Annotated in this window: 23 protein-coding genes; 17 read left to right on the plus strand and 6 right to left on the minus strand. The window is 35.8% G+C overall.

From position 1 onward, the window contains the following. Nucleotides 1-4 precede the first annotated feature (4 nt). From AB3H93_RS09970 to AB3H93_RS09985, 4 genes are all read left to right on the plus strand, one after another. Nucleotides 5-472 (plus strand): DNA starvation/stationary phase protection protein, encoded by a 468-nt coding sequence (locus AB3H93_RS09970; RefSeq protein WP_368020513.1) that lies wholly within the window; start codon nt 5-7, stop codon nt 470-472. Nucleotides 473-776: 304 nt separating this feature from the next. Next, the gene (gene rplM, locus AB3H93_RS09975) at nt 777-1,205 is read left to right on the plus strand and encodes a 50S ribosomal protein L13 (protein ID WP_034686358.1); all 429 of its coding nucleotides are present in this window, start codon (nt 777-779) and stop codon (nt 1,203-1,205) included. 15 nt (nt 1,206-1,220) lie between these two features. Next, the gene (rpsI, locus tag AB3H93_RS09980) at nt 1,221-1,613 is read left to right on the plus strand and encodes a 30S ribosomal protein S9 (protein WP_002287505.1); all 393 of its coding nucleotides are present in this window, start codon (nt 1,221-1,223) and stop codon (nt 1,611-1,613) included. 100 nt (nt 1,614-1,713) lie between these two features. Continuing rightward, the gene (locus AB3H93_RS09985) at nt 1,714-1,905 is read left to right on the plus strand and encodes a hypothetical protein (RefSeq protein ID WP_368020514.1); all 192 of its coding nucleotides are present in this window, start codon (nt 1,714-1,716) and stop codon (nt 1,903-1,905) included. A 380-nt stretch (nt 1,906-2,285) separates the two neighbouring features. Here the strand turns inward: AB3H93_RS09985 and AB3H93_RS09990 are convergent, their stop codons facing one another. Beyond that, a complete protein-coding gene (locus AB3H93_RS09990; RefSeq protein WP_320339157.1) occupies nt 2,286-2,435 on the minus strand; it encodes a type I toxin-antitoxin system Fst family toxin in 150 nt (49 codons plus the stop codon). A gap of 945 nt (nt 2,436-3,380) precedes the next feature. Between AB3H93_RS09990 and AB3H93_RS09995 the strand changes: the two genes are divergently transcribed. From AB3H93_RS09995 to AB3H93_RS10025, 7 genes are read left to right on the plus strand one after another with little or no spacing between them, the layout of a single operon-like run. Continuing rightward, the gene (locus AB3H93_RS09995; RefSeq protein WP_368020515.1) at nt 3,381-5,324 is read left to right on the plus strand and encodes a transcription antiterminator; all 1,944 of its coding nucleotides are present in this window, start codon (nt 3,381-3,383) and stop codon (nt 5,322-5,324) included. Between the two features lies 1 nt (nt 5,325). Beyond that, nucleotides 5,326-5,787: a PTS sugar transporter subunit IIA gene (locus tag AB3H93_RS10000; protein ID WP_368020516.1), complete on the plus strand. Its 462-nt coding sequence runs from the start codon at nt 5,326-5,328 to the stop codon at nt 5,785-5,787. Nucleotides 5,788-5,810: 23 nt separating this feature from the next. Continuing rightward, entirely contained in the window at nt 5,811-7,157 is a 1,347-nt protein-coding gene (locus AB3H93_RS10005; protein ID WP_034700117.1) for a PTS galactitol transporter subunit IIC, read from the plus strand. Between the two features lie 22 nt (nt 7,158-7,179). Beyond that, nucleotides 7,180-7,464, plus strand: a complete 285-nt coding sequence (locus AB3H93_RS10010) for a PTS sugar transporter subunit IIB (RefSeq protein WP_010720673.1) — start codon at nt 7,180-7,182, stop codon at nt 7,462-7,464. A 26-nt stretch (nt 7,465-7,490) separates the two neighbouring features. Further along, nucleotides 7,491-8,318, plus strand: coding sequence for a ketose-bisphosphate aldolase (locus AB3H93_RS10015; protein ID WP_368020517.1), 828 nt, complete (start codon nt 7,491-7,493; stop codon nt 8,316-8,318). A gap of 12 nt (nt 8,319-8,330) precedes the next feature. Next, complete coding sequence (locus tag AB3H93_RS10020; RefSeq protein ID WP_368020518.1) at nt 8,331-9,026, plus strand: triose-phosphate isomerase; 696 nt, start codon at nt 8,331-8,333, stop codon at nt 9,024-9,026. Beyond that, a complete protein-coding gene (locus AB3H93_RS10025; RefSeq protein ID WP_034700170.1) occupies nt 9,023-9,538 on the plus strand; it encodes a YjbQ family protein in 516 nt (171 codons plus the stop codon). Before AB3H93_RS10020 ends, AB3H93_RS10025 begins: the two co-directional genes overlap by 4 nt. Before the next feature lie 250 nt (nt 9,539-9,788). On the opposite strand, the gene AB3H93_RS10030 is transcribed toward AB3H93_RS10025, so the two are convergent. The 4 genes from AB3H93_RS10030 to AB3H93_RS10045 are packed head-to-tail and all read right to left on the minus strand — an operon-like array spanning nt 9,789 to nt 13,132. Then, on the minus strand, nt 9,789-10,394 hold the full coding sequence (locus AB3H93_RS10030) for a response regulator transcription factor (protein WP_034700108.1): 606 nt from the start codon (nt 10,392-10,394) through the stop codon (nt 9,789-9,791). After that, nucleotides 10,387-11,502, minus strand: coding sequence for a sensor histidine kinase (locus tag AB3H93_RS10035; RefSeq protein ID WP_094940713.1), 1,116 nt, complete (start codon nt 11,500-11,502; stop codon nt 10,387-10,389). Before AB3H93_RS10035 ends, AB3H93_RS10030 begins: the two co-directional genes overlap by 8 nt. Beyond that, nucleotides 11,499-12,251, minus strand: coding sequence for an ABC transporter permease (locus AB3H93_RS10040; protein ID WP_063627659.1), 753 nt, complete (start codon nt 12,249-12,251; stop codon nt 11,499-11,501). Before AB3H93_RS10040 ends, AB3H93_RS10035 begins: the two co-directional genes overlap by 4 nt. Continuing rightward, on the minus strand, nt 12,248-13,132 hold the full coding sequence (locus AB3H93_RS10045) for an ABC transporter ATP-binding protein (RefSeq protein WP_368020519.1): 885 nt from the start codon (nt 13,130-13,132) through the stop codon (nt 12,248-12,250). Before AB3H93_RS10045 ends, AB3H93_RS10040 begins: the two co-directional genes overlap by 4 nt. A gap of 584 nt (nt 13,133-13,716) precedes the next feature. On the opposite strand from AB3H93_RS10045, the gene AB3H93_RS10050 reads away from it, so the two are divergent. Continuing rightward, a complete protein-coding gene (locus tag AB3H93_RS10050; protein WP_094940716.1) occupies nt 13,717-15,150 on the plus strand; it encodes a 6-phospho-beta-glucosidase in 1,434 nt (477 codons plus the stop codon). 122 nt (nt 15,151-15,272) lie between these two features. Here AB3H93_RS10050 and AB3H93_RS10055 read toward each other — a convergent pair whose 3' ends face one another. After that, on the minus strand, nt 15,273-15,641 hold the full coding sequence (locus AB3H93_RS10055) for a hypothetical protein (RefSeq protein ID WP_010737245.1): 369 nt from the start codon (nt 15,639-15,641) through the stop codon (nt 15,273-15,275). A gap of 242 nt (nt 15,642-15,883) precedes the next feature. Here AB3H93_RS10055 and AB3H93_RS10060 point away from each other — a divergent pair, with 242 nt between their 5' ends. From AB3H93_RS10060 to AB3H93_RS10080, 5 genes are all read left to right on the plus strand, one after another. Further along, on the plus strand, nt 15,884-17,533 hold the full coding sequence (locus tag AB3H93_RS10060; protein ID WP_368020520.1) for a DNA mismatch repair protein MutS: 1,650 nt from the start codon (nt 15,884-15,886) through the stop codon (nt 17,531-17,533). A 186-nt stretch (nt 17,534-17,719) separates the two neighbouring features. Then, on the plus strand, nt 17,720-18,514 hold the full coding sequence (locus AB3H93_RS10065) for a ParB N-terminal domain-containing protein (protein WP_368020521.1): 795 nt from the start codon (nt 17,720-17,722) through the stop codon (nt 18,512-18,514). Between the two features lie 4 nt (nt 18,515-18,518). Then, entirely contained in the window at nt 18,519-19,355 is an 837-nt protein-coding gene (locus AB3H93_RS10070) for a ParB N-terminal domain-containing protein (RefSeq protein WP_368020522.1), read from the plus strand. 178 nt (nt 19,356-19,533) lie between these two features. Continuing rightward, complete coding sequence (locus AB3H93_RS10075; protein WP_010720660.1) at nt 19,534-20,469, plus strand: ABC transporter ATP-binding protein; 936 nt, start codon at nt 19,534-19,536, stop codon at nt 20,467-20,469. Then, complete coding sequence (locus AB3H93_RS10080; RefSeq protein ID WP_368020523.1) at nt 20,462-21,232, plus strand: ABC transporter permease; 771 nt, start codon at nt 20,462-20,464, stop codon at nt 21,230-21,232. Before AB3H93_RS10075 ends, AB3H93_RS10080 begins: the two co-directional genes overlap by 8 nt. Nucleotides 21,233-21,274 lie beyond the last annotated feature (42 nt).

A 21,274-nucleotide genomic window follows, 5' to 3' on the forward strand; every position in this document is an offset into this window, starting at 1 on the left:
GAAAATGAAATTTCCACAAACAAAAGAAGTATTAAATCAATTAGTTGCAGACTTGAGTCAAATGTCTGTTGTTGTTCACCAAACACATTGGTATATGCGTGGACCAGGTTTCTTGACATTGCACCCAATGATGGATGAATTTATGGATGACTTGAATAAACAATTAGATGAAATCTCAGAGCGTTTGATCACACTAGATGGTTCTCCTTATTCAACCTTACGTGAATTTGCAGACAACACCAATATTCCTGACGAAGTAGGCAATTGGGATCGGACTATTCCAGAACGCTTGGAAATTCTTGTGAAAGGCTACCGCTATTTGGCAGACCTTTACCAAAAAGGAATTGAAGTAGCTGGTGAGGAAGGCGACGACCCAACACAAGATATCTTTATCGAATTCAAAACAGCGACTGAAAAACGAATCTGGATGATTCAAGCACATTTAGGAAAAGCACCAGAAATCGATGCGTAAAATGATCATCAGCTGATGATATTATATAATAGTAGAAAAACTGCGAGGGAAGTTATTTCCTTGCAGTTTTTATTTTAGAAAGAGAAAGAAACGTTCTTCGTTCTAAAAAAGAATGAGTGCATCACAAGGATACGGGCAATAAAAACGAAAGTTTTGGATTGCTAAGAAAAAACGTTGACATTAAGGGGATTAGCAGGTAATATGTTAAATGGTATTGTTTGCCCCACAAAGAGCCCCGGAAACTCGAAGTGTATGTCAAACATCAGAACTTAAATTGGAGGAAACTAACGTGCGTACAACATATATGGCCAAACCAGGCGAAGTAGAACGTAAATGGTATGTAGTAGACGCAACTGATGTTCCATTGGGACGTCTTTCAACAGTTGTTGCATCTGTACTACGTGGTAAAAATAAACCAACTTTCACACCTCATTTGGACACTGGCGATTTCGTCATCGTAATCAATGCAGATAAAGTGAAATTAACAGGTAAAAAAGCGACTGATAAAATTTATTACCGTCACAGCAACTACCCAGGAGGATTGAAATCAATCACTGCTGGTGAATTGCGTGCTAAAAATTCTCGTCGTTTGATCGAAACTTCTGTAAAAGGAATGCTTCCTAAAAATACTTTAGGCCGCAAACAATTTACAAAATTGAATGTATACGCTGGAGCTGAGCATCCACATGCAGCACAACAACCAGAAGTTTTAGACATTACAAACTTAATCTAATAGGAGGGAATTTCATTGGCACAAGTTCAATATATCGGCACAGGCCGTCGTAAAAATGCAGTTGCTCGTGTACGTTTAGTACCAGGAACTGGTAAAATTACTGTAAACAAAAAAGATGTTGAAGAATACATTCCACATGCTGACTTGCGTGAAGTAATCAATCAACCTTTCGCTGTTACTGAAACAAAAGGCGCTTATGACGTATTTGTTAACGTAAACGGTGGAGGCTACGCTGGACAATCAGGAGCTATCCGTCATGGTATCGCTCGTGCATTGCTAGAAGTTGATCCTGACTTCCGTCTAGCTCTTAAACGTGCTGGCTTACTTACTCGTGACGCACGTATGGTTGAACGTAAAAAACCAGGTCTTAAGAAAGCTCGTAAAGCTTCACAGTTTTCAAAACGTTAAGAATTCTATTATATCAACGTTTCAGACACTTTCCATTTTTGGAAGGTGTCTTTTTTGTACTTTTGGGTACGACAATGATTTGCGTTTATTGGATAAAACAATGTCTTCATTAGATAGTGTTTCCAAAGAGAGCATTCCTAATTTGGCATCAGGACAAGTTATATTGACTGGTGTATTATTTGAGCTTCCAATAATTATACAAGTTGATCAGCTAAATAGTGCATTAGCGCCAAATAGTGAAAATATCCCATTATTAGATATTTGGAAATTGAAAGGAAATAGTAAGGGATAAAATTCAATGAAATTTAGTGAATCTACTCTGTTCGTGAGCTTAAAGGCTCTTTTCAATTTTTTGGTAGTGTTTTTCTTCCAACAAGTATGTAAGGAAAGAACGTAAAGATGAGTACTAGCAAAAGTTGCCCTCTATCTCGTACAAGTTGATCCCTGTAAAACAAATTATCTATCTTTTGAGGCGTTAATAGGCTACTACTTATGGGTACTGAATCCTTTAATATAGACAATTTGATTTTTTGGATTATTCTTGATATGATGATGGTGCGAAGTGATATTAATTTTTACCAATGGAACACAAAAACCACTCTACGGCGAATAGAGTGGTTTTCTTTTACAATCGTTGCGACTTCGAATGTGTGGGTTAGAAGCAACTTGCTATTAGTCATTGTCTTTCTCATCTAACCAGTGAGAAATTAGTTGAATAACTAAACCTACAAAGATAGGTGCAATAACTAGCGATATTAATTTTTCCAATGGAATCACCCCCTTGGGGGCAAGTTGCCAAAGTGAGTATAGCATATTGTGCATTAGGAAGTGAACTTAAATTTTATGGGTGAGAAATTGTTATAAAATAGTCTTTTTGATTCACGCATATTTTTTGGGTACGTCTTTAGGTACGAAGGTTTTAAAATGTGGTGAAATCCATTAAAACCGTACTTGTTGAAGAGTTGCTCAATCTATTGCTATCCATCCCCTTCAAAATCTCTGCCACAGAACTAGCTCTTAAGAAAGCTCGTAAAGCTTCACAATTCTCAAAACGTTAAGAATACTATTATATCAATGTTTTAGACACTTTCTATTTTTGGAGAGTGTCTTTTTTTTGTACTTTTGGGTATGGAAATGGATACTAGCTTTTTAAGCATGCTATTCATTTAGCATTTTTTACTTCTGCTAATCGTTGTTCAAATTTTTCATAGGTGGATAGATCGATAATTTAGTAGTTATCTTAGGAATGTTTGGGGTATATAAATAATGATATTGGATATTTTTTGACTTTTCTTGCCTAAAAAATGTTGTTTTTTTACAGTGTAGAGAAAATATAATAAATGAAATACTTTCTCCGCCATTATTTGTTTTTCTCCGCCAAATAATATAAAATGACGGAGAAAATAAGTGGATGGCGGTGAAAGAATTTAATTATTCTACACGCCTTTTGTTCGTTATCTTGTCGGAATCATTTTGCGAGCTTACGGAAACTTCTCAGACAGATCGGGCGAGTTACGAGAATCACACTGGTCAAAGCTATGCTGAGTGCAGTTACCTTGAGTATGACTTTCAAGGCACTTTCCAAACTTTGGAGAGTGTCTTTTTTCATTTTAAATCAAAAAAAAGATGTCATGATTTCACCAACATCAAAAATTATAGGGTCATAATAATCTGTTCCACTTTAATGTGGAACAGATTACGTATTTATCTTTAGGGAGAAAAACTCTATGATATAAACAAGGAAAACGTTTTCTGAGGTGATGATGGATGTTATCAAAGCGCGAGAGTCAGTTAATTGAATTACTTTTAGAGGAGGAGAATTTTCAACCAGCAAGTTTCTTTAGTGAAAAACTCAATGTTTCGAATAAAACAATTTATCAAGATATTCAGAAGCTGGGACAGTTCTTGAATCGTTTTGAGTTAAAAATTGAAAAAAAACCTCGCATTGGGATCTACCTAATTGGAACGTCAACTAAAAAAAATGATGCCAAAATATTTATCACTAGTAAAGAAGCTATGTCAACAGAGGTAAAGTATAGTTCAAATTATCGGAGAGTGTACTTATTCGCCAATCTAATTTTTAAAACGGATAAAAAAAGATATGAGTATTTTGAAAAAAAGTTTTTTGTCAGTATTGCAACTTTGCGTAAGGATTATGAGGAAATCATCAAATATTGTCGGTTAGCTGGGATTAGGATTACTTCAAATCATGTAATAGACACACAAAAAACACCTGAAGAGTTGATCCAGCGGACATTTGTTAATTATTTTGAAAAAAACATCGGTGTAGGGAATGAAAAGTGTCAATATCACTTTGTTTTTGATCAAGCGATGGTTAAGTTTGTGGATGATTTTGTAAAAAATTTTTACCAACAGTCTAAGCAGCAACCAACAAATTATATTGTCCATTCACTCAAACTTTCGTTGTTAACTTTGATTGGTCGAGTGAAGCATGGCTATCATTCACAAACAAATAAAAACCCTTTGTTTGTCGAAATAAAGAAAATGGAATTATATATGGTGGCACTAGATTTTTCAAATGGGGTCAAAGATGAATTGAATTGTTCCTTTACGATAAATGATCTTTACTTTATTTGTTCGTTGTTTATGGGACATGGAGTGAGACCGTTTGTGAATCTGGCAACCCATAGTCAACAAATCATGGAGACCACCAAACAATTCATTCGAGATATGTCGACACTGGTTGAGAAGGATTTGGAGCAAGATAGTCAGTTGCTTCAATCTCTATTTGCCCACATTGAGCCAATGGTTTATCGGTTGCAAATGGGGATTACCATTAAAAACCCGTTAAAAGAGGAAATCATTCGACAATACAGCACAATGTATACGCTAACAACTTACTGTATTCCAAAATTGGAAAAAGCAATGGGAATCAGAGTAACGGATGATGAAATTACTTTTTTGACTATTCATTTTCAGTTAGCTTTTGAAAAAATTGTGAATACGAAGCATGTTTTTCTTATTTGTCCAACGGGGTTGGGAACTTCGCAATTATTATTTCAGCGTATTCGTCATAGTTCTCCTAGCACCGTAGTCTATGAAGTGATTGATGTTCAAAAGTTGCAGGATTACAACTTAGATAGTGTCGATTTGATTATTTCAACAGTCAAATTGGAAAATGAGTATCAAACGCCGATTATTTATGTTCGACCATTACCAACGAAAGAAGAAATTGCATTGATTAATCGTCATCTTCTTACCTTGAATCAACAAGACAATACATTTTTACCATCTATTGCACCGGATAAAACGATTTTAAAGAAATATTTGAAGGATGGTTGGATGTTTTTGAATCAAGATTTTGATAGTAGAGAATCAGTACTTTCTTTCATCACTGAGAAATATAAAGAAGAACAATTAGTAAAGGATAATTTTCTTGAGGTTGTACTTCAAAGAGAAAAACTAGGAGCTACCGGACTTTCATCAGGCGTAGCCATCCCACATGCAAATCCAAAATATGTAGTCAAAACAAAAATTTCTATTATCACTCTAAAAAACAAAATTACTTGGGGAGATGTAGATATAAGGGTTGTTTTATTCTTAGCGATTGCAGAAGAAGACATGATTCAAGTGAAAAATATGATTGCATTACTTTATGATGTCTTTGTCTCACCTGAGAGAATAAAAAGTATTGCAAGTAAAGAAACAAGGAATGAGATTATTAACGAAATTATAGGAAAGAGGAATTAAGATGACGAGTTATTTTGGAAAGAAAATTGCATTATTTCAATCTGAGGTAAAGAGTCAGAAGGAAGCTTTATCAATTATTGCAACTTGTCTATATCAAACAGGTTTAGTGAAGGATTCGTTTGCAGAGAATGTACTGAAAAGAGAAGAAGTGTTTCCTACTGGCTTATTAATCAATGATGTTGGGATTGCTATTCCACATACGGATGCAGAACACGTGAATGATTCTCAAATTGCATTTATGTCATTAAAAAAACCAGTAACTTTTTATGAAATGGGAACTGCAGATAAAGAAATTTCAGTCAGCTTGATTTTCATGTTGGCGTTGAAAGAACCACATGCACAGTTAGAAATGTTACAGAAGTTAATTACGATGTTTCAAAAAAAAGAGGTGGTTCAAAAGCTTCGAGCTGTAAATAATACTGAGGAGTATTATCACATTATTGAAAAAGAAGGATTCGTTTAATAACCATTTTGAGGGGGAGCATTATGTTAGATTTATTACAAAAATTTGTTGATCTCGGATCAATCGTTGTATTGCCAATCTTAATTTTTGTTTTTGGTTTGATTTTAGGAACGAAACCGAGTAAGGCTTTTATTTCAGCATTAACGGTTGGTGTTGGATTTGTCGGGTTGAATTTAGTTATCGATTTATTGACCAATAGCTTAGGACCAGCAGCACAAGCGATGGTTGAACGTTTTGGACTAAACTTAACAACCATTGACGTTGGTTGGCCGGCAGCAGCTGCGATTTCTTATGGAACCGTTTTAGGTAGTTTGGCGATTCCAGTAGCTATCGTAGTCAATGTGTTATTAATTATTGTTGGCTTAACAAAAACACTGAATGTTGATATTTGGAATATCTGGCATGCAGCATTTGTTGCTTCACTTGTCTACGCAGTAACGAATGACTTTGCAATGGGCATGTTGGCAACGGTTATTTATACAATGATGATTTTATTGTTTGGCGATATTTTAGGACCAATCATCAATAAATTCTATGGATTTCCAAATATTACCTTCCCACACGGAACAGCAGCACCCGGGTTTGTTTTTGCCTTACCTTTAAATTGGTTATTCGATAGGATTCCAGGATTGAAAGATTGGCATGCAGATCCAGAAACGATTCAAAAACGGTTTGGCATCTTTGGTGATTCAACAGTCATGGGCTTTTTAATTGGTTTGGTTATGGGGATTTTAGCTGGCTATGATGTTGCGGGAATTGGACAATTAGCGGTGAAAACTGGTGCTGTAATGGTCTTAATGCCTAAAATGGTGGCACTTTTAATGGAAGGCTTAACGCCTATTTCAGAATCAGCAAATTCATTTGTTCAAAAACGTTTCCCAGGAAGAGAATTATATATCGGAATGGATGCCGCATTGTCAGTAGGACACCCAGCTGTATTGTCTTCTTCGTTAATCTTAGTCCCAATCACGATTTTATTAGCAGTGATTTTACCAGGTAACACAACCTTGCCTTTCGGTGATTTGGCAACTATTCCATTCTTAGTTTGTTTGATGGCAGCTGTCTTTGGTGGAAACATTATTCGAACAATCTTAGGTGGGACGATCTACATGGTCACCATTTTATACATCACTTCATGGGTGGCACCATTTTTAACAAAAGCAGCACAAGCGGCAAACTTTGATTTACAAGGACATTCATCAGTAACTGCGATGGCAGAAGGTGGACTGTGGACAACACTTCTATACGTGGGTGGTGCAAAACTATTTGGTTACTTTGCCCTAGTCGGAATTGGTCTGATTATTACAGGTTTACTATTCTACGTGAATCGCATTTTACCTAAAAGAGCAGCTAAACAAACTGAAGCTTAATACAAAATAGGAGAGATGACAGATGAAAAAATTATTAATTATGTGCGGAACAGGTGTGGCTACTTCAACAGTGGTAACAGGAAAAGTAAAAGAATGGTTGAAATCAAAAGGACTCGAAAATGAAGTGAAACTATATCAATCAAAAGTTGCGGATGAGATTGGCAAAATTGATGACTACGATATTGTGGTCAGTACGACCGTGGTTCCTGACAACATTAAAGATAAAGTAATTATGGGGCTTCCTTTATTAACCGGAATTGGCATTGATGGGTTGTTTGACGAAATTGAAGCGAAGATTAAAGCCTAAAAAATACTTGAAAAGAAGGTAATCAAATGTTAGTTACAACGAAAGAGATGTTTGAAAAAGCACAAAAAGAAAACTATGCGATTCCGGCAGCGAACTTTTTTGATTTAGATTCTGCAAGAACCTTTGTAGAGGTTGCAGAAAAAATGCAAAAGCCATTAATTTTAGCCTTTGCACAAGCGCATATTGAAGAATGTCCTCTTGAAGAGGCAGCGTTAATTGCAACATATTTAGCCAAAAAAGCAAGTGTTCCAGTAGCACTTCATTTGGATCATGGACAAGATGAGGAAATCATCAAGCAAGCAATCGAGCTTGGGTTCACTTCTGTGATGATAGATGCTTCGCAGGATGAGATTGAAACAAATATTCGTCGTTCAAAAGCAGTTGCGGAATATGCTCATGAAAGAGGCGTTGTGGTAGAGGCCGAGATTGGACATGTGGGAACGGGAAATAGTTATGAATTTAAGGAAACCACGGACACCATTTATACCGAAGTGGAGGAAGCAGCACGTTTTGCGAAAGAAACCGGCGTCGATTCATTGGCAGTTTCGATAGGTACAGCTCATGGGCAATACAAAGGAACACCGAAAATCAGCTTTGAGCGGTTGGAAGAAATTAAAAATGAAGTTTCAATTCCATTAGTGTTGCATGGTGGTTCATCATCTGGTGATGAAAATCTCCACAAATGTGCTGTTTCAGGGATCAATAAAATTAATATCTTTACTGATTTTATTACAGCAGCAATGGATGTAATTAACGAAGAAAAACCAGAGGATTATTTTACACTTAAACGATTAGCGAACCAAGCGATTGCGGATACGTTATCGCATTATTACAAAGTATTTGCAACAAAATAGAGGAGGGTTCTCATGAGAACAGTAAGAAAACCATTTTTTGTGGTTAATCCTAAATCTTATTTGTATGGTGAACAGGCATTGGAACTAGCAAAAACAGCGGATCAATTAGCTGCAGCATACGACATCGATATCATTTTTACTTGTCAACATGTTGATGTTCGGCTAATTAAAGAACAGACAACGCAGTTGATTGTGAGTGTTCAACATATCGATGGGATAGTCCCTGGTAGAGGGATGGGACACGTTTTACCTGAAGGCGTTGCAGCGGCTGGAGCAGAAGCGACCTTCCTTAATCATGCAGAACGTCCTTTATCGGTTAGTGAGCTGTGTGATGCCGTCAAGCGAGCAAAGGAACTTGGTCTATTGACTATTGTCTGTGCGAATTCTTTAGAAGAGGCGAAGCTCGTAGCTTCATTGAAGCCGGATGTAATGGTTTGTGAGCCTACGGAATTAATAGGTACAGGTCAAGCAAGTGACATTTCTTATATGATTCAAACCAATGAAGCTGTACGTAAGGTGGATCCTGAAATTTTTGTTCTGCAGGCAGCAGGGATTTCAACGGTAGCAGATGTTCGCAAAGCACTTGATTCGGGGGCTGATGCAACGGGTGGAACCAGCGGGATTGTTTGTGCCAAAGATCCTGTGGACACATTGAAAGCGATGATTGAAGAAGTAAGTAAATGGAAAAAGGAGCAATCGACAAAATGATAACTTATACTGAGCAACTTGTTTTGACTTCAAATGGACAGCGAGTGACGTATCATAATATTACCGAACAAGTAAAAGAAATTGTGGCAAAAAGTGGGATAAAAAATGGCATTTGTCTTGTTCAGTCGCCACATACTACTTGTTCAGTTATTTTTGAGGAATTCATGCACGATTTGGATTTTAATGGGGATGAATTTTTACAGGTTGATTTAAATCGGATTCTTGATCGGATCATTCCTCGAGAATTAACGGAAAATACCGATTATCGTTATCCTGGTCCGAAGCATCTTGATTTCTTGCTGTCCTTAGATGATCCAGACTATGCTGGTGATGCTGGAACGATTTTAAATGGAGATGCACATATCCGAGCATCATTCTTCGGAGCAAGTGAAAATTTCATTGTCAAAGAGGAAACATTAATGACAGGAGCTGTCGGCTCGATTTATTTCATTGATTTTGATCAAAACCGTGTTAGAAATCGAAAATGCCATATTTTAGTAATGGGTGAATAGAAAAGTAATAAGAAACAAACATTTGGGAAACTAATTGAATGATCACACCTATAAAAATTAATACGAAAGATAATAGTTAGTTCATTCCGTTTTTTTGGTTAAACTACTAAAATTCATCATAGAGAATACTATAGGGAAACAAAAACTATTTAGTTTAGAAAAAGTATAGCCAGTTATCTGATCGGTAAATAAGATCATTGGGAAGACCTTGCTTAAGGCGTTCTTCTCAGTGATCTTAATTTATTGTTATTTAAATCCATCCTTGCTTTATTGCAAAATTTATCGCTTCAATTCGTGAACGTGATGCTGTTTTGCTTAGAATAGCAGAGATGTAATTACGTACAGTTCCCTCACTCAAAAATAGAGTTTGGGCAATTTGTTGGGTGCTGATGCCGGTTTTTAACAACGTTAAAATTTCAAGCTCTCTTGGGGTTAAAGGGTTTTTTTGAGTAATGAATGATTGAATAACCAATTCAGGTGAAAAAATCGTATCACCCGCCATGATTGAGCGGATTGAACGAATAAGTTCTTCACTGGGACTATCTTTTAGCATATAACCGTTGACATTGTTCTGTAAAGCTTGCTGAAAATAGTGTTCTTGCGCAAAGGTAGTCAGAACCATAATTCTCACATCCTGTTTTAATAAACGAAGCTGCTTAGCAATTTCCAAGCCAGTCAACTTAGGCATTTCAATGTCTAATAAAACGATATTTGGTTTCAATTTGATGATGTCAGATAATGCCGTATCACCATCTGTTGCAGAACCAATAACTTCAAAATCTGTTTCAAGATTCAAAATCATCGTTAATGCAGTGTTCAATAATTGTTGATCCTCTGCCAAATACAATTTAATCATGCTCATTCTCCTTAGGCAACGAAATGACAATCTTTACTCCTTGTGTTCCAGTGATCGTCAACTGTCCTTTTTCAGTTTGAATCCGTTCTTTCATTCCGCTGATTCCATAGCCGGTTGATTTTAGTTGAGTGAATCCTTGTCCATTATCTTGAATGGTAATAAAATAGGTGTCTATATTCTCGGTAAAATCAATCATCGCAATACTAGCTTTGCTGTGACGAATCATATTTGTGATGGCTTCTTTAATAACTGCGGATACTGTATGTTGAATGTTCGTCGGCCATTTTTCGGCTAGTTCCTCTCCTACAGAATGAAGCTGAATATTGGTAAGAACTAAATTTTTTTCTTCTTCTAGCATCGTTTGGGCAATTGTTCGCTCTTGTAAATTTGAAACGATCCCACGAACTAATGATAAGTTTTTTCGGGAAGTCTCAGCAATATCATGTAATTCATTGGTTGCTTGGCGTGAATCAATTGCTATTAATTTCTCCGCTAATTCAGCCTTTAATGAAATGATGGAAAACGCTTGGCCTAAATGATCATGGAGATCACGAGCAATACGATCTCGTTCATTTTGGCGCACAACTGCTTCTAAACGTTTATTTTGTTGGTTGAGGCGATAGATCCGCCGATAAGATTCCCCTACCGACTTAGCTGCTAGTGGTGTAATAATAGCAGCTATGATAGTGATACCTACATTAATGTAACTGGATGAATGGGTGAAACGAGTGGTCCACAACATAGCGCCAAGACTAATCATGACGCTTACATAATAACCAGTCAAATAATGATAGAATAAACGTTTGGTTACTGGCAGGGAGCCAATCTCCCAGGCAACGAAAATAAAGAGATATCCATTTTTTTGAAAGATACCAAATAAGCAGGCAATCAATAATTGAAGGAAAACGTCCCATGTTAAAAATTTATGAACTTCATAGCCATCTCGGTAAGCTTTTAAAAAAATAACTAAAAGTAATATAAATAACCAGTCAAACCAAGAAGTAAGGGGGAACAATGAATAGATCGTCGGTATTAAAAATACTAACCAGAAATAAGGTGCAATGCCGAATCGTTTTGGGAAAAATATGTGCTTTTCGAAAAAACTCATATGGTAGAAACCTCACTTTTACTTTGAAAAAAGACGACTACTTTGAACAGTACGAATAAAATGATCGTCCAAACTAAGAGTACCCCAAAACTAACAAAATTAAAACGTTGATAATTGATAAATCTTCTTAAAATTACAGCTGTTTGATAAGTTGGTAGCCAGTGTCCAACCTTTTGTACCCATGGGGGCATTATGCTAAGTGGCCACCATAGTCCGCTTAAAATTGCCATGGGAAAAACGATGAGATTACTAAGCAAATTTACTACGTTATCTGAACCTAATAGAGAGATGATCATTCCAATCAATATAAGTGGGAATGATAACAATGGAACGAGGAATAAAAGACCTATTAAATGAAACCAATTAATTGTTAGCTGATTTACTAAAATTCCAGTCATTATTAGTGCCAAAACCGAAAGTATATTTAACGATAGAAAGACGATTAACATCGATAGATAATATTGTGATTTTGAACCTGGACGTAGTGCTACAAATAAATCGAACTTTCTAGTATGATCTTCTAACAGAGTATGTGCGACTGTCATAACAGAACTAATCAATGAGCTATACACAATCATACTAATCATATAAGCGATATTCCATGTTTTCGAAGCTACTGGTTGTGTTATTACCTGAGTAAATATAAGGTAAAAGCCTGTTGGCATGGCGATACTGAATAAGAGGAAGCGCAAGTTACGGAATACGATGCGTTTATAGTTGATTTGAACTTGAAACAAGAATTTTTTCATTTACCGCTACCTCCAATTACTTTTTGAAATAAAGAAGCCAACGAATTTTGCTGAATGGCTAATTCGTCTAATTGATTAAGATAAGGAATTAAAGCTTCCATCACTACGTTTGGCTCATCAGTTATTAATTGAATATGCTGATTAGTTTTTAAACATTCTTTAACAGCTGAAATGGATGTGAATGTTTCTTTTGGTAATGGAGTGGTAAATTGGATGGTTATATGACCACTTTTTTTCCGCAATGATTTCAAGGTACCATCGTATACTAACCTAGTATCTTTTAAAATAAGGATTCGATCTGCAATCTGATCTAGTTCCTCCAGATAATGGTTAGTAATAAAAAAAGTCTTTCCATTTTGCTTCAAACGGTCAATACTTTCCCAGAATGATTGTCGACTATTACTATCCATTCCAGCAGTCGGCTCATCTAAAAAAATTAGTTGAGGGTTTCCTGCCATAGTTGTTGCAAAAGTCAACCGACGTTTTTGTCCGCCAGACAATTGATCTAAGTAACACTTCTCTTTTTCTTTTAAGTTGGCTAAGCGAATCAAGGCTTCATAAGATAATGGGTTGTGATAGTAACTACGAGCAAGATTTAAACACTCTTTGACGGTGACTCGTTCGAGTGATAAGTTTTGTTGCAACATTACACCGACTTTGTCACGGACTTTCCTGATATCTTGGGTTCCCATCACATAGGTAGTCCCTGAATTTGGTTGAATCAATTGGTTAAGTAGATTGATCAGAGTGGATTTTCCTGCACCATTTTCTCCTAATAGTGCGACAGTCTCTCCGGGTGCAATCTGAAATGAGATATTATCTAAAACGGTTGTCCTGTTATACACCTTCGATAAGTTTTGTACATCGATTATTGGATTCATATTCTTTCCTCCTGCTGATGTTATCTTAGCTATTTTTTGAGTTGTAAAACAGTCATGGATGTCATCAGTTGGACATGACAATTGTCATGTCTAAAGAACACAGAAATGTAGACTGCTGACTGAATAGTCAAAAAGTTGTTATTATTAATTAAAGAAGTGGAGAAAAGCTAAACTACCTTGTTGATTGTTCATTATGGAAACTCTTTTCACTTATATCTACTATTAAATTTCGCTAATTTTGATGTGGGGGAGACCTTTTGTTACTTGGAAATCAACTGATTTTTTTGGGAATTTGTGATTCAGGGGGCACGTAAATTACTCTAATCAGACGTTCTACGGTATAATAAATGACGGACATGTTTCATTCATTTTCCTCTTACAACCAATTGAAAGCGTTTGTATTTTTGATTCAAGAAAGATACTTAGATGCTTGGAGTATACTTTCGTTGATATCATTGATTGGAAAACGATACCTGATGCGCTTGTCACTAAAGTTTTTCCTGACAAGTGTGCATTTGGTGGTGTTCTAACTTCGTTTACTAAAGCAATTGAAATAAATTTGAGATGAAAAAGGAGCGGATAGGATGGCTTTTCCAGAGAATTTTTTATGGGGCGGTGCATTAGCAGCCCATCAATTTGAAGGTGGTGTAATTGGAACGTCAAAAGGGCTTTCGGTGGCTGACGTGATGACAGCTGGCTCACATGGTGTACCTCGAGTGATCACGGATGGAGTTGTGGAAGGTAATTATTATCCCAATCATGTAGGGATTGATTTTTACCATCGCTATAAAGAAGATATTGCACTGTTTGCTGATCTTGGGTTCAAATGTTTTCGTACATCGATTGCTTGGTCACGTATTTTTCCAAATGGAGATGAGCTGGAACCTAATGAAGAAGGTCTTCAATTTTATGACGATGTCTTTGACGAGCTGTTGAAATATGGAATCGAACCGGTTATTACATTGTCCCATTTTGAAATGCCCTATCATATTGCCAAAGAATATGGTGGATTTATGAATCGTCAAACGATCGATTTCTTTCTTAAGTTTGCAGAAGTGGTATTTAAGCGCTATCAAAATAAGGTGAAATACTGGATGACATTCAACGAGATCAACAACCAAATGAACTATTCAAATGATATTTTTGGTTGGACCAACTCAGGTGTTCATTTTGGCGATTATGAAAATCCAGAGGAGGCGATGTACATTTGTGGCCATCATACGTTAGTTGCTTCTGCTAAGGCGGTTAAACTAGGAAAATCAATCAATCCAGATTTCGAGATTGGGAATATGATTGCGATGGTGCCTATTTATCCATTTTCTTCTCGACCAGCGGATCAAATCTTAGCGCAACAGATGATGCATGATCGTTGGTTTTTCTGTGATGTACAAGTTCGTGGACACTATCCAAATTATGCCCTTAAAATGTTTGAGCGTAAAGGGTACCAGATCGATATAACAGAAGCAGATCGACAAGCACTCGCTGAAGGTACAGTGGATTATATCGGTTTTTCATACTACATGAGTAATACGGTCGATTCGCAAGTCCATCAAGATGTTTCAACGAATGTTAGTGGTGGAAGTACGTACTCCGTAACGAATCCATTTATTAAGGAATCTGACTGGGGGTGGGCGATCGATCCAGAAGGTCTCCGCTATTCATTGAATGCTTTTTATGAGCGTTATGAACTCCCATTATTTATTGTTGAAAATGGGTTTGGTGCCATTGATGTTCTGGAGGCGGATCACACGATTCATGATCCTTACCGTATCGAATATTTACGTAGTCATATCCAAGAGATGGAAAAGGCGATCAATGAAGATGGTGTCGTGCTTTTGGGTTACACGCCGTGGGGTTGTATTGATTGCGTGTCATTTACAACAGGGGAGATGAAAAAGCGTTACGGTTTTATCTATGTTGATCGGAACAATGATGGTTCTGGTACACTAGAAAGGTATAAAAAAGACTCCTATGATTGGTATAAGCGGGTAACAACCTCTAATGGAACAGAGCTTTAGACGAGCAAACATGTAAATAGACCACAAAAAATCAGCTGGTTGTTTTCAAATCAGCTGATTTACTATTTATTTGTATTAAATTGAAAGAGAGTAAAAAGTTTATGCAAGTTGACCAACCTTATTTATAGAACCGTTTTTATTTTTTCCCATAAGTGATCCAGATCCATTGTTCCGTACTCTGCTTTAGAAATAGCTATCACTGGTATCTGAGGGAATTTCTTTTCAATTTCTTCTTTGGCATAGGCAAACGTTGGGGTTAGTAAAATAATATCTGCTTCCGAGGCGTGTTCGTCTATCTGACTTGCTTCATATATTTTAAGAGCCCAAGATTGATTTTTTTCTCTTAAAAACTTCGCTAATTTCATTTCTAAGAACTGGGTTTGCAAACTACCATTGGTAGAAATAAAATTAAAAGACAGATCAAAAATGACAATAGTTTTCATTTTTTGTTCCGCATGTTTTTGAGGATTGTTCATCGAAGTAGTAGCCATTTGTTTTCTTCCTTTCGTTTCACCTATTCGTTATCTCTAGTATACGACAATTATTTTGTAAGCGCTATTTTAAGTTGGTAGAAATAAGTGTGCTTTTTCTTTTAATTTCATTTCATATAGCTACATAGTGAATAAATATGAATAAACAGCTATTTTATGTTGAACTTTCATTATTCAGCTCATAAAAGGGGTCAAACAATGCTATACTTTATCCAATGGAAAACAGAATAGGAGAAAAATGTATGGATCAAAAAACATTTATTGTGCTATTGATTTGTGGCGTGATCGTTTTGCTCATTGCTCTAGATTTCAATGCGCGTCGAAAATTAAAAGAAAGTGTCCATCAGAAATGGGGAAGAGTGCCTTATCAACCTCGATTTGATAAAGAAAAAAGTTTAAAGGAAGCGTGGCTCACAGAAAAAGAATTTCGTTCATGGTCAAGTGAAGTGGATGACTTGACGTGGTACGATTTGGATATGTTTGAAGTTTTTGAAGGCATCAACCTGACATACTCTAGTATTGGTTCAGAAGCTTTATATCAACGGCTGAGGAGCTTTAACTTTGGAAAAGATCAGCGATTAGAAAAGTTAATTGCTTTTTACCAAGAAAACCCTCAAACAAGAGAAAAAATCCAATATCAATTTGCACGACTAGGGAAAAAAGATGGTAATTTTACGAAGCAATATTTAGCGGATGGCCAAAGTAAACAGATCGGACATGTCGGCTTTTATACTTTTTTAGGTCTCTTACCGATCATTGGTTTAATTTTATTATTATTTGGACAAGTCTTAGGTATCTATCTAGCGATTGGTAGTTTGATTTTTAACACACTTTATTATCAAGTCAAGAAACAGACATTAGAAACTGAGATTAATAGTATGGGTTACCTAGTCTCAACGATCTCAACAGCGAATCAAGTAGCAAAGATTGCTACACCGGTTCAAGATGAATTACGGCAAAATGTTAAACCATTAAAAGATATTCCTAAATTTGGGTTTTCCTTTCGAGTTAAAAGTGGGTCGGAAGCAGAAATTTTATTTGATTATGTCAATATGATGTTCATGTTGCCGTTTATTTCTTATCACTTTGTTATTAGCAGGTTAGAGAAAAAAACGAAAGAGGCAATGAAGGTTTGGGAATTATTGGGAGAAATGGAAGTAGCGGCTGCAGTTCTCAACTACCGTACCTACATGCCTATTACCTGTCAGCCAGAATTTACGGATAATGGCGTAGAGGCAGAAGACCTCTATCATCCTCTCTTGAAAGAAGCGGTAGTGAACCCGGTAGATTGGCATCAGAACATTTTAGTGACGGGCTCGAATGCTTCAGGTAAATCTACTTATGTGAAAAGTATTGCGATCAATTGTATCTTAGCACAGACGATCCAAACAGCCCTCGCAGAAAAGTTTACCTTGCAGCACGGTCACGTACTGACTTCTATGGCGATCGAAGATGACTTGTTTGCAGGAGATAGTTATTTTGTTTCAGAAATCAAATCGATTAAACGTCTACTAGATCAAGTGGAAAAAGGAGAAAGATGTTATTGTTTTGTGGATGAGATTTTAAAGGGAACCAATACGATCGAACGGATTGCTTCTTCTGCAGCAGTAGTAAGATGGTTGGCAGATTATCCTTCACTAGCTTTTGTGGCGACTCACGATATTGAATTGACTGAGATCTTGAAAAATGAATGTGAGAATGTCCATTTTGAGGAACAGGTCACAGCAGAAAAAGGAATCAGTTTTGATTTTAAATTAAAGCAAGGTCCAGCAAAAACCAGAAATGCGATTGCATTATTGAAAGTCTTAAATTATCCGGAAAAACTAGTTGCGGATGCAAAAGAAGCAGCAACATTTTTTGATCAACATCGAAAATGGGAGGTAGTTGAATAATATAAATCTATTTTGGTTATCTTTATAAGTTCCGAAAGAAAAGACACTTTTTCCTAGTTGAAAGGTGTCTTTTTTGATATTTATTTAATAACTAAAAAACTTTAATTTTATTAGTAAATATATCTGTTTTTTGGTCAATAAATTATGTATATAATTAAGCTGATTTATTCAGAAGGAGAGGAAGAAATGAGTGAGGTAATTGGGAAAATTTTTGTGACAAAGGACTATGCAAAGTTCAAAAAATTGAAAGGAAATCGTCAAATAAAGAAAAATCAAAACTTAGAAGAATCGATAAAAAACAGTGGTATCATGATACCAATAGAAGTAAACGAACATTTTGAAATTTTAGATGGACAAAATCGTTTTGAATTAGCAAAAAAATGGAATCAATTGATTCCATATCGGATACTGGATGGTTCTGGAATCCAAGAAGTGATTGAACTTAATTCAACTACTAAATCTTGGACATTAATAGATTATATCAATAAATATTGTTTGGACGGCAAGGAAGATTATCTTTTACTGAAAGAACTAAAAAACAAATACATAAAAATACCTATCTCATCTTTAGCTTCGGCGGGTGAAGGATATTTAAACCTTAATCAACATGTAACAAATAGCATCAGAGAAGGAAATTTTTCCTTTTATAATTATGATATTTTTTGTACATTTCTCGAACAGTATTCGCTCTTTCTAACGGAAACAGGAATTAAAAGTGGGCAATATACATTGTTTGCTTTCTTTAACTTATATACCACAAAGGGGTTTGACCTTGAACGTTTAATTACGGGAGTCGCCAACGAAGTAGAGTCTGTTAATGATAATAATAATTTTTATGTAATCATGGAAATATTCCTCAAAGCTTATGAGTATAGTCGTCTAAAGGATAAAAAATCAGCTATTACCTACGAAATTAATGATAAGGAACAACCGGACATATTAACTACTAGAAATACAACATTATGGAATGGAAAAAGGTGAAGTAATGGATGAAGTAATGGATGCCGTGTATGGAGAAATTTATTCTACAAAGGATTATAGCCAATTCAAACTTATTCGTGGTAACAGAAAAATTTCAACAAATTTGAACTTAGAAAAATTAATTCAGAAAAGTGGTGTTTTAAGGCCTATAGTAGTAAATAAAGAGATGGAGATTTTAGATGGACAGCATCGTTACGCCATAGCAAAAAAGTACAAGCTAGAGTTGCCGTATTATATCAGTCCTTCTAAAAGTGTAGAAGATATCATTATTTTAAATACTTCATCAAAACGTTGGCAAGCAGAAGATTATATTCAAAAATATAAAGAAGATGGACTGAGAGATTATATTTTATTAGATAGAATACTTAAAGAGTATATTAAAATCCCACTAACGGATATTTGTTATTGTGCGCAAGGATACTTCAAGAAAAAAGGAAAGCTAATGGAAAAAGTAAAAGATGGACAATTTAAATTCATTGATAGCGATGGTTTTATAGAATGTTTAATAGATTTTCAAAAGTTTATATATGTAACAGGAATACATCCTATCAAAGGAGTATTTTCAGCTTTTTTTGGATTATATATCGTTGAAAAATTTAATTTAGAACATTTTATTAGCAAAGTTAATTCACAAGACTTAAAAACAAAAATAGTTGGTATTAACAATGAGAAACTACTGTTAAAGAGGTTTGTAAAAGACGCTTATAATTTTAATGTAAAGAAGACATCTGACAAATATATAAATTTTAAATTTAACAATGATAATGAAAAGAGTATTTATATTTTAGAAAAATTAAAAAAACATCTAATCCATCCTAAGTTTAACGATCGAATTTATTAAGAAAAAAATGTAAAAAGCTATCTCTAGTTAATAGAAGGTGGCTTTTTATGTTTCGTAGAAAAATGAGTAATTTAAATGTGAGGATACATTTATTTCTTTTAAAACATTTTTTATTATCCAAGTGTTGTATCCATGTTACAATAGAGAATCAGATGGAAAAAAGGAGATCGTTAAAAAAATGACACAGGCTCTTGAAATAAAGAATTTAAAAAAAGTATACGCAACGGGAGTTGAAGCGTTGCGAGGGATTGATTTAACGGTGGAAGAGGGCGATTTTTATGCCTTGCTTGGTCCTAATGGTGCGGGGAAATCTACGACAATTGGGATCATCACTTCACTTGTGAATAAAACTTCTGGTGAAGTAAAAGTGTTTGGTTATGACTTGGATACTGATTTGGTTCGTGCCAAACAACAAATCGGATTAGTACCGCAAGAATTCAATTTTAATCCTTTTGAAACAGTTCAACAGATCGTAGTGAATCAAGCAGGATATTATGGTGTTTCACGACAAGAAGCAATCAAGCGTAGTGAAAAATACCTTAAGCAATCCAATCTATGGGAAAAAAGAAATGTTCGTGCACGCATGCTTTCTGGTGGGATGAAACGGCGACTGATGATTGCTAGAGCATTGATGCATGAACCGAAACTATTGATTTTAGATGAACCTACTGCAGGTGTAGATATTGAACTAAGACGTGAGATGTGGGAGTTCTTGCGAGAATTAAATGAACAAGGTACCACGATTATTCTAACGACTCATTATTTGGAAGAAGCCGAAATGTTGTGTCGGAATATCGGGATTATCCAATCAGGTGAATTGATTGAAAATACAAGTATGAAATCATTACTTTCTAAATTACAATTTGAAACGTTTATTTTTGACTTAGCACCGTATGAACAAGCGCCAGTTCTACAAGGGTACACTAGTACGTTTGAAGATGAGAGGACCCTTGCTGTTGAAGTAGAACGGGATCAAGGGGTCAACGGAATCTTTGATCAATTAAGTGAACAAGGGATAAAAGTGCTTTCGATGAGAAATAAATCGAATCGCTTAGAAGAATTATTCTTGAAAATCACGGAAGAAAATGGTCATGTGGAGGAAAAAAATGTTTAGTCTTTATTTTACAGCTTTAAAAAGTTTAGCCATCAAGGAAACCAATCGCTACTTGCGGATTTGGGTCCAAACACTGGTACCACCAGTGATTACCACCTCACTTTATTTTGTGATCTTTGGGAAAATGATTGGCGGACGTATTGGTGATATGGGTGGATTTTCCTACATGGAATTTATTGTTCCAGGGTTGATCATGATGTCCGTTATCACTAGTTCTTATTCCAATGTTTCGTCCTCATTTTTTTCTCAAAAATTCCAGAAAAATATTGAAGAAATTTTAGTTGCGCCCGTTCCCACACATGTGATTATTTGGGGATTTGTGATTGGTGGACTGGGACGTAGTATCTTGGTCGGGGCGTTGGTAACAATGATTTCGCTCTTCTTCGTTCCGCTAAATGTCTTCTCTTGGGGCATCGTGATTGTTACTTTGCTGATGACATCGATTTTATTTTCACTAGCGGGTTTGATCAATGGGATTTTCGCACAGTCGTATGATGATGTGTCGATCGTGCCGACCTTTGTCCTTCAGCCATTGACATACCTCGGTGGTGTCTTTTATTCGATCTCTATGTTGCCACCAATCTGGCAGGCAATTTCTAAAGTTAATCCGATCGTTTACATGATTTCAGGATTTCGTTATGGGTTCCTTGGAACGACAGATGTACCCATCATAGTTTCGATCACGATTCTTGTGTTATTTAGTTTAGTGCTTTATTCACTATGCTGGTATTTAATCAATAAAGGTAGAGGGTTAAGAAGCTAGAGTTTGTGGAATGATCAAAAAAACTTATTCGGTTTTCTACAG

It is taken from the genome of Enterococcus sp. C74, from assembly GCF_040887125.1.
In the GTDB taxonomy this organism is placed as follows: domain Bacteria; phylum Bacillota; class Bacilli; order Lactobacillales; family Enterococcaceae; genus Enterococcus_B; species Enterococcus_B hirae.

Coding starts and splice junctions, on each gene's coding strand:
- AB3H93_RS09970 (WP_368020513.1), top strand. CDS start 5: ATGAAATTTCCACAAACAAAAGAAGTATTAAATCAATTAGTTGCAGAC.
- rplM (WP_034686358.1), top strand. CDS start 777: ATGGCCAAACCAGGCGAAGTAGAACGTAAATGGTATGTAGTAGACGCA.
- AB3H93_RS09985 (WP_368020514.1), top strand. CDS start 1,714: ATGTCTTCATTAGATAGTGTTTCCAAAGAGAGCATTCCTAATTTGGCA.
- AB3H93_RS09990 (WP_320339157.1), bottom strand. CDS start 2,435: ATGCACAATATGCTATACTCACTTTGGCAACTTGCCCCCAAGGGGGTG.
- AB3H93_RS09995 (WP_368020515.1), top strand. CDS start 3,381: ATGTTATCAAAGCGCGAGAGTCAGTTAATTGAATTACTTTTAGAGGAG.
- AB3H93_RS10000 (WP_368020516.1), top strand. CDS start 5,326: ATGACGAGTTATTTTGGAAAGAAAATTGCATTATTTCAATCTGAGGTA.
- AB3H93_RS10005 (WP_034700117.1), top strand. CDS start 5,811: ATGTTAGATTTATTACAAAAATTTGTTGATCTCGGATCAATCGTTGTA.
- AB3H93_RS10010 (WP_010720673.1), top strand. CDS start 7,180: ATGAAAAAATTATTAATTATGTGCGGAACAGGTGTGGCTACTTCAACA.
- AB3H93_RS10015 (WP_368020517.1), top strand. CDS start 7,491: ATGTTAGTTACAACGAAAGAGATGTTTGAAAAAGCACAAAAAGAAAAC.
- AB3H93_RS10020 (WP_368020518.1), top strand. CDS start 8,331: ATGAGAACAGTAAGAAAACCATTTTTTGTGGTTAATCCTAAATCTTAT.
- AB3H93_RS10025 (WP_034700170.1), top strand. CDS start 9,023: ATGATAACTTATACTGAGCAACTTGTTTTGACTTCAAATGGACAGCGA.
- AB3H93_RS10030 (WP_034700108.1), bottom strand. CDS start 10,394: ATGATTAAATTGTATTTGGCAGAGGATCAACAATTATTGAACACTGCA.
- AB3H93_RS10035 (WP_094940713.1), bottom strand. CDS start 11,502: ATGAGTTTTTTCGAAAAGCACATATTTTTCCCAAAACGATTCGGCATT.
- AB3H93_RS10040 (WP_063627659.1), bottom strand. CDS start 12,251: ATGAAAAAATTCTTGTTTCAAGTTCAAATCAACTATAAACGCATCGTA.
- AB3H93_RS10045 (WP_368020519.1), bottom strand. CDS start 13,132: ATGAATCCAATAATCGATGTACAAAACTTATCGAAGGTGTATAACAGG.
- AB3H93_RS10050 (WP_094940716.1), top strand. CDS start 13,717: ATGGCTTTTCCAGAGAATTTTTTATGGGGCGGTGCATTAGCAGCCCAT.
- AB3H93_RS10055 (WP_010737245.1), bottom strand. CDS start 15,641: ATGGCTACTACTTCGATGAACAATCCTCAAAAACATGCGGAACAAAAA.
- AB3H93_RS10060 (WP_368020520.1), top strand. CDS start 15,884: ATGGATCAAAAAACATTTATTGTGCTATTGATTTGTGGCGTGATCGTT.
- AB3H93_RS10065 (WP_368020521.1), top strand. CDS start 17,720: ATGAGTGAGGTAATTGGGAAAATTTTTGTGACAAAGGACTATGCAAAG.
- AB3H93_RS10070 (WP_368020522.1), top strand. CDS start 18,519: ATGGATGAAGTAATGGATGCCGTGTATGGAGAAATTTATTCTACAAAG.
- AB3H93_RS10075 (WP_010720660.1), top strand. CDS start 19,534: ATGACACAGGCTCTTGAAATAAAGAATTTAAAAAAAGTATACGCAACG.
- AB3H93_RS10080 (WP_368020523.1), top strand. CDS start 20,462: ATGTTTAGTCTTTATTTTACAGCTTTAAAAAGTTTAGCCATCAAGGAA.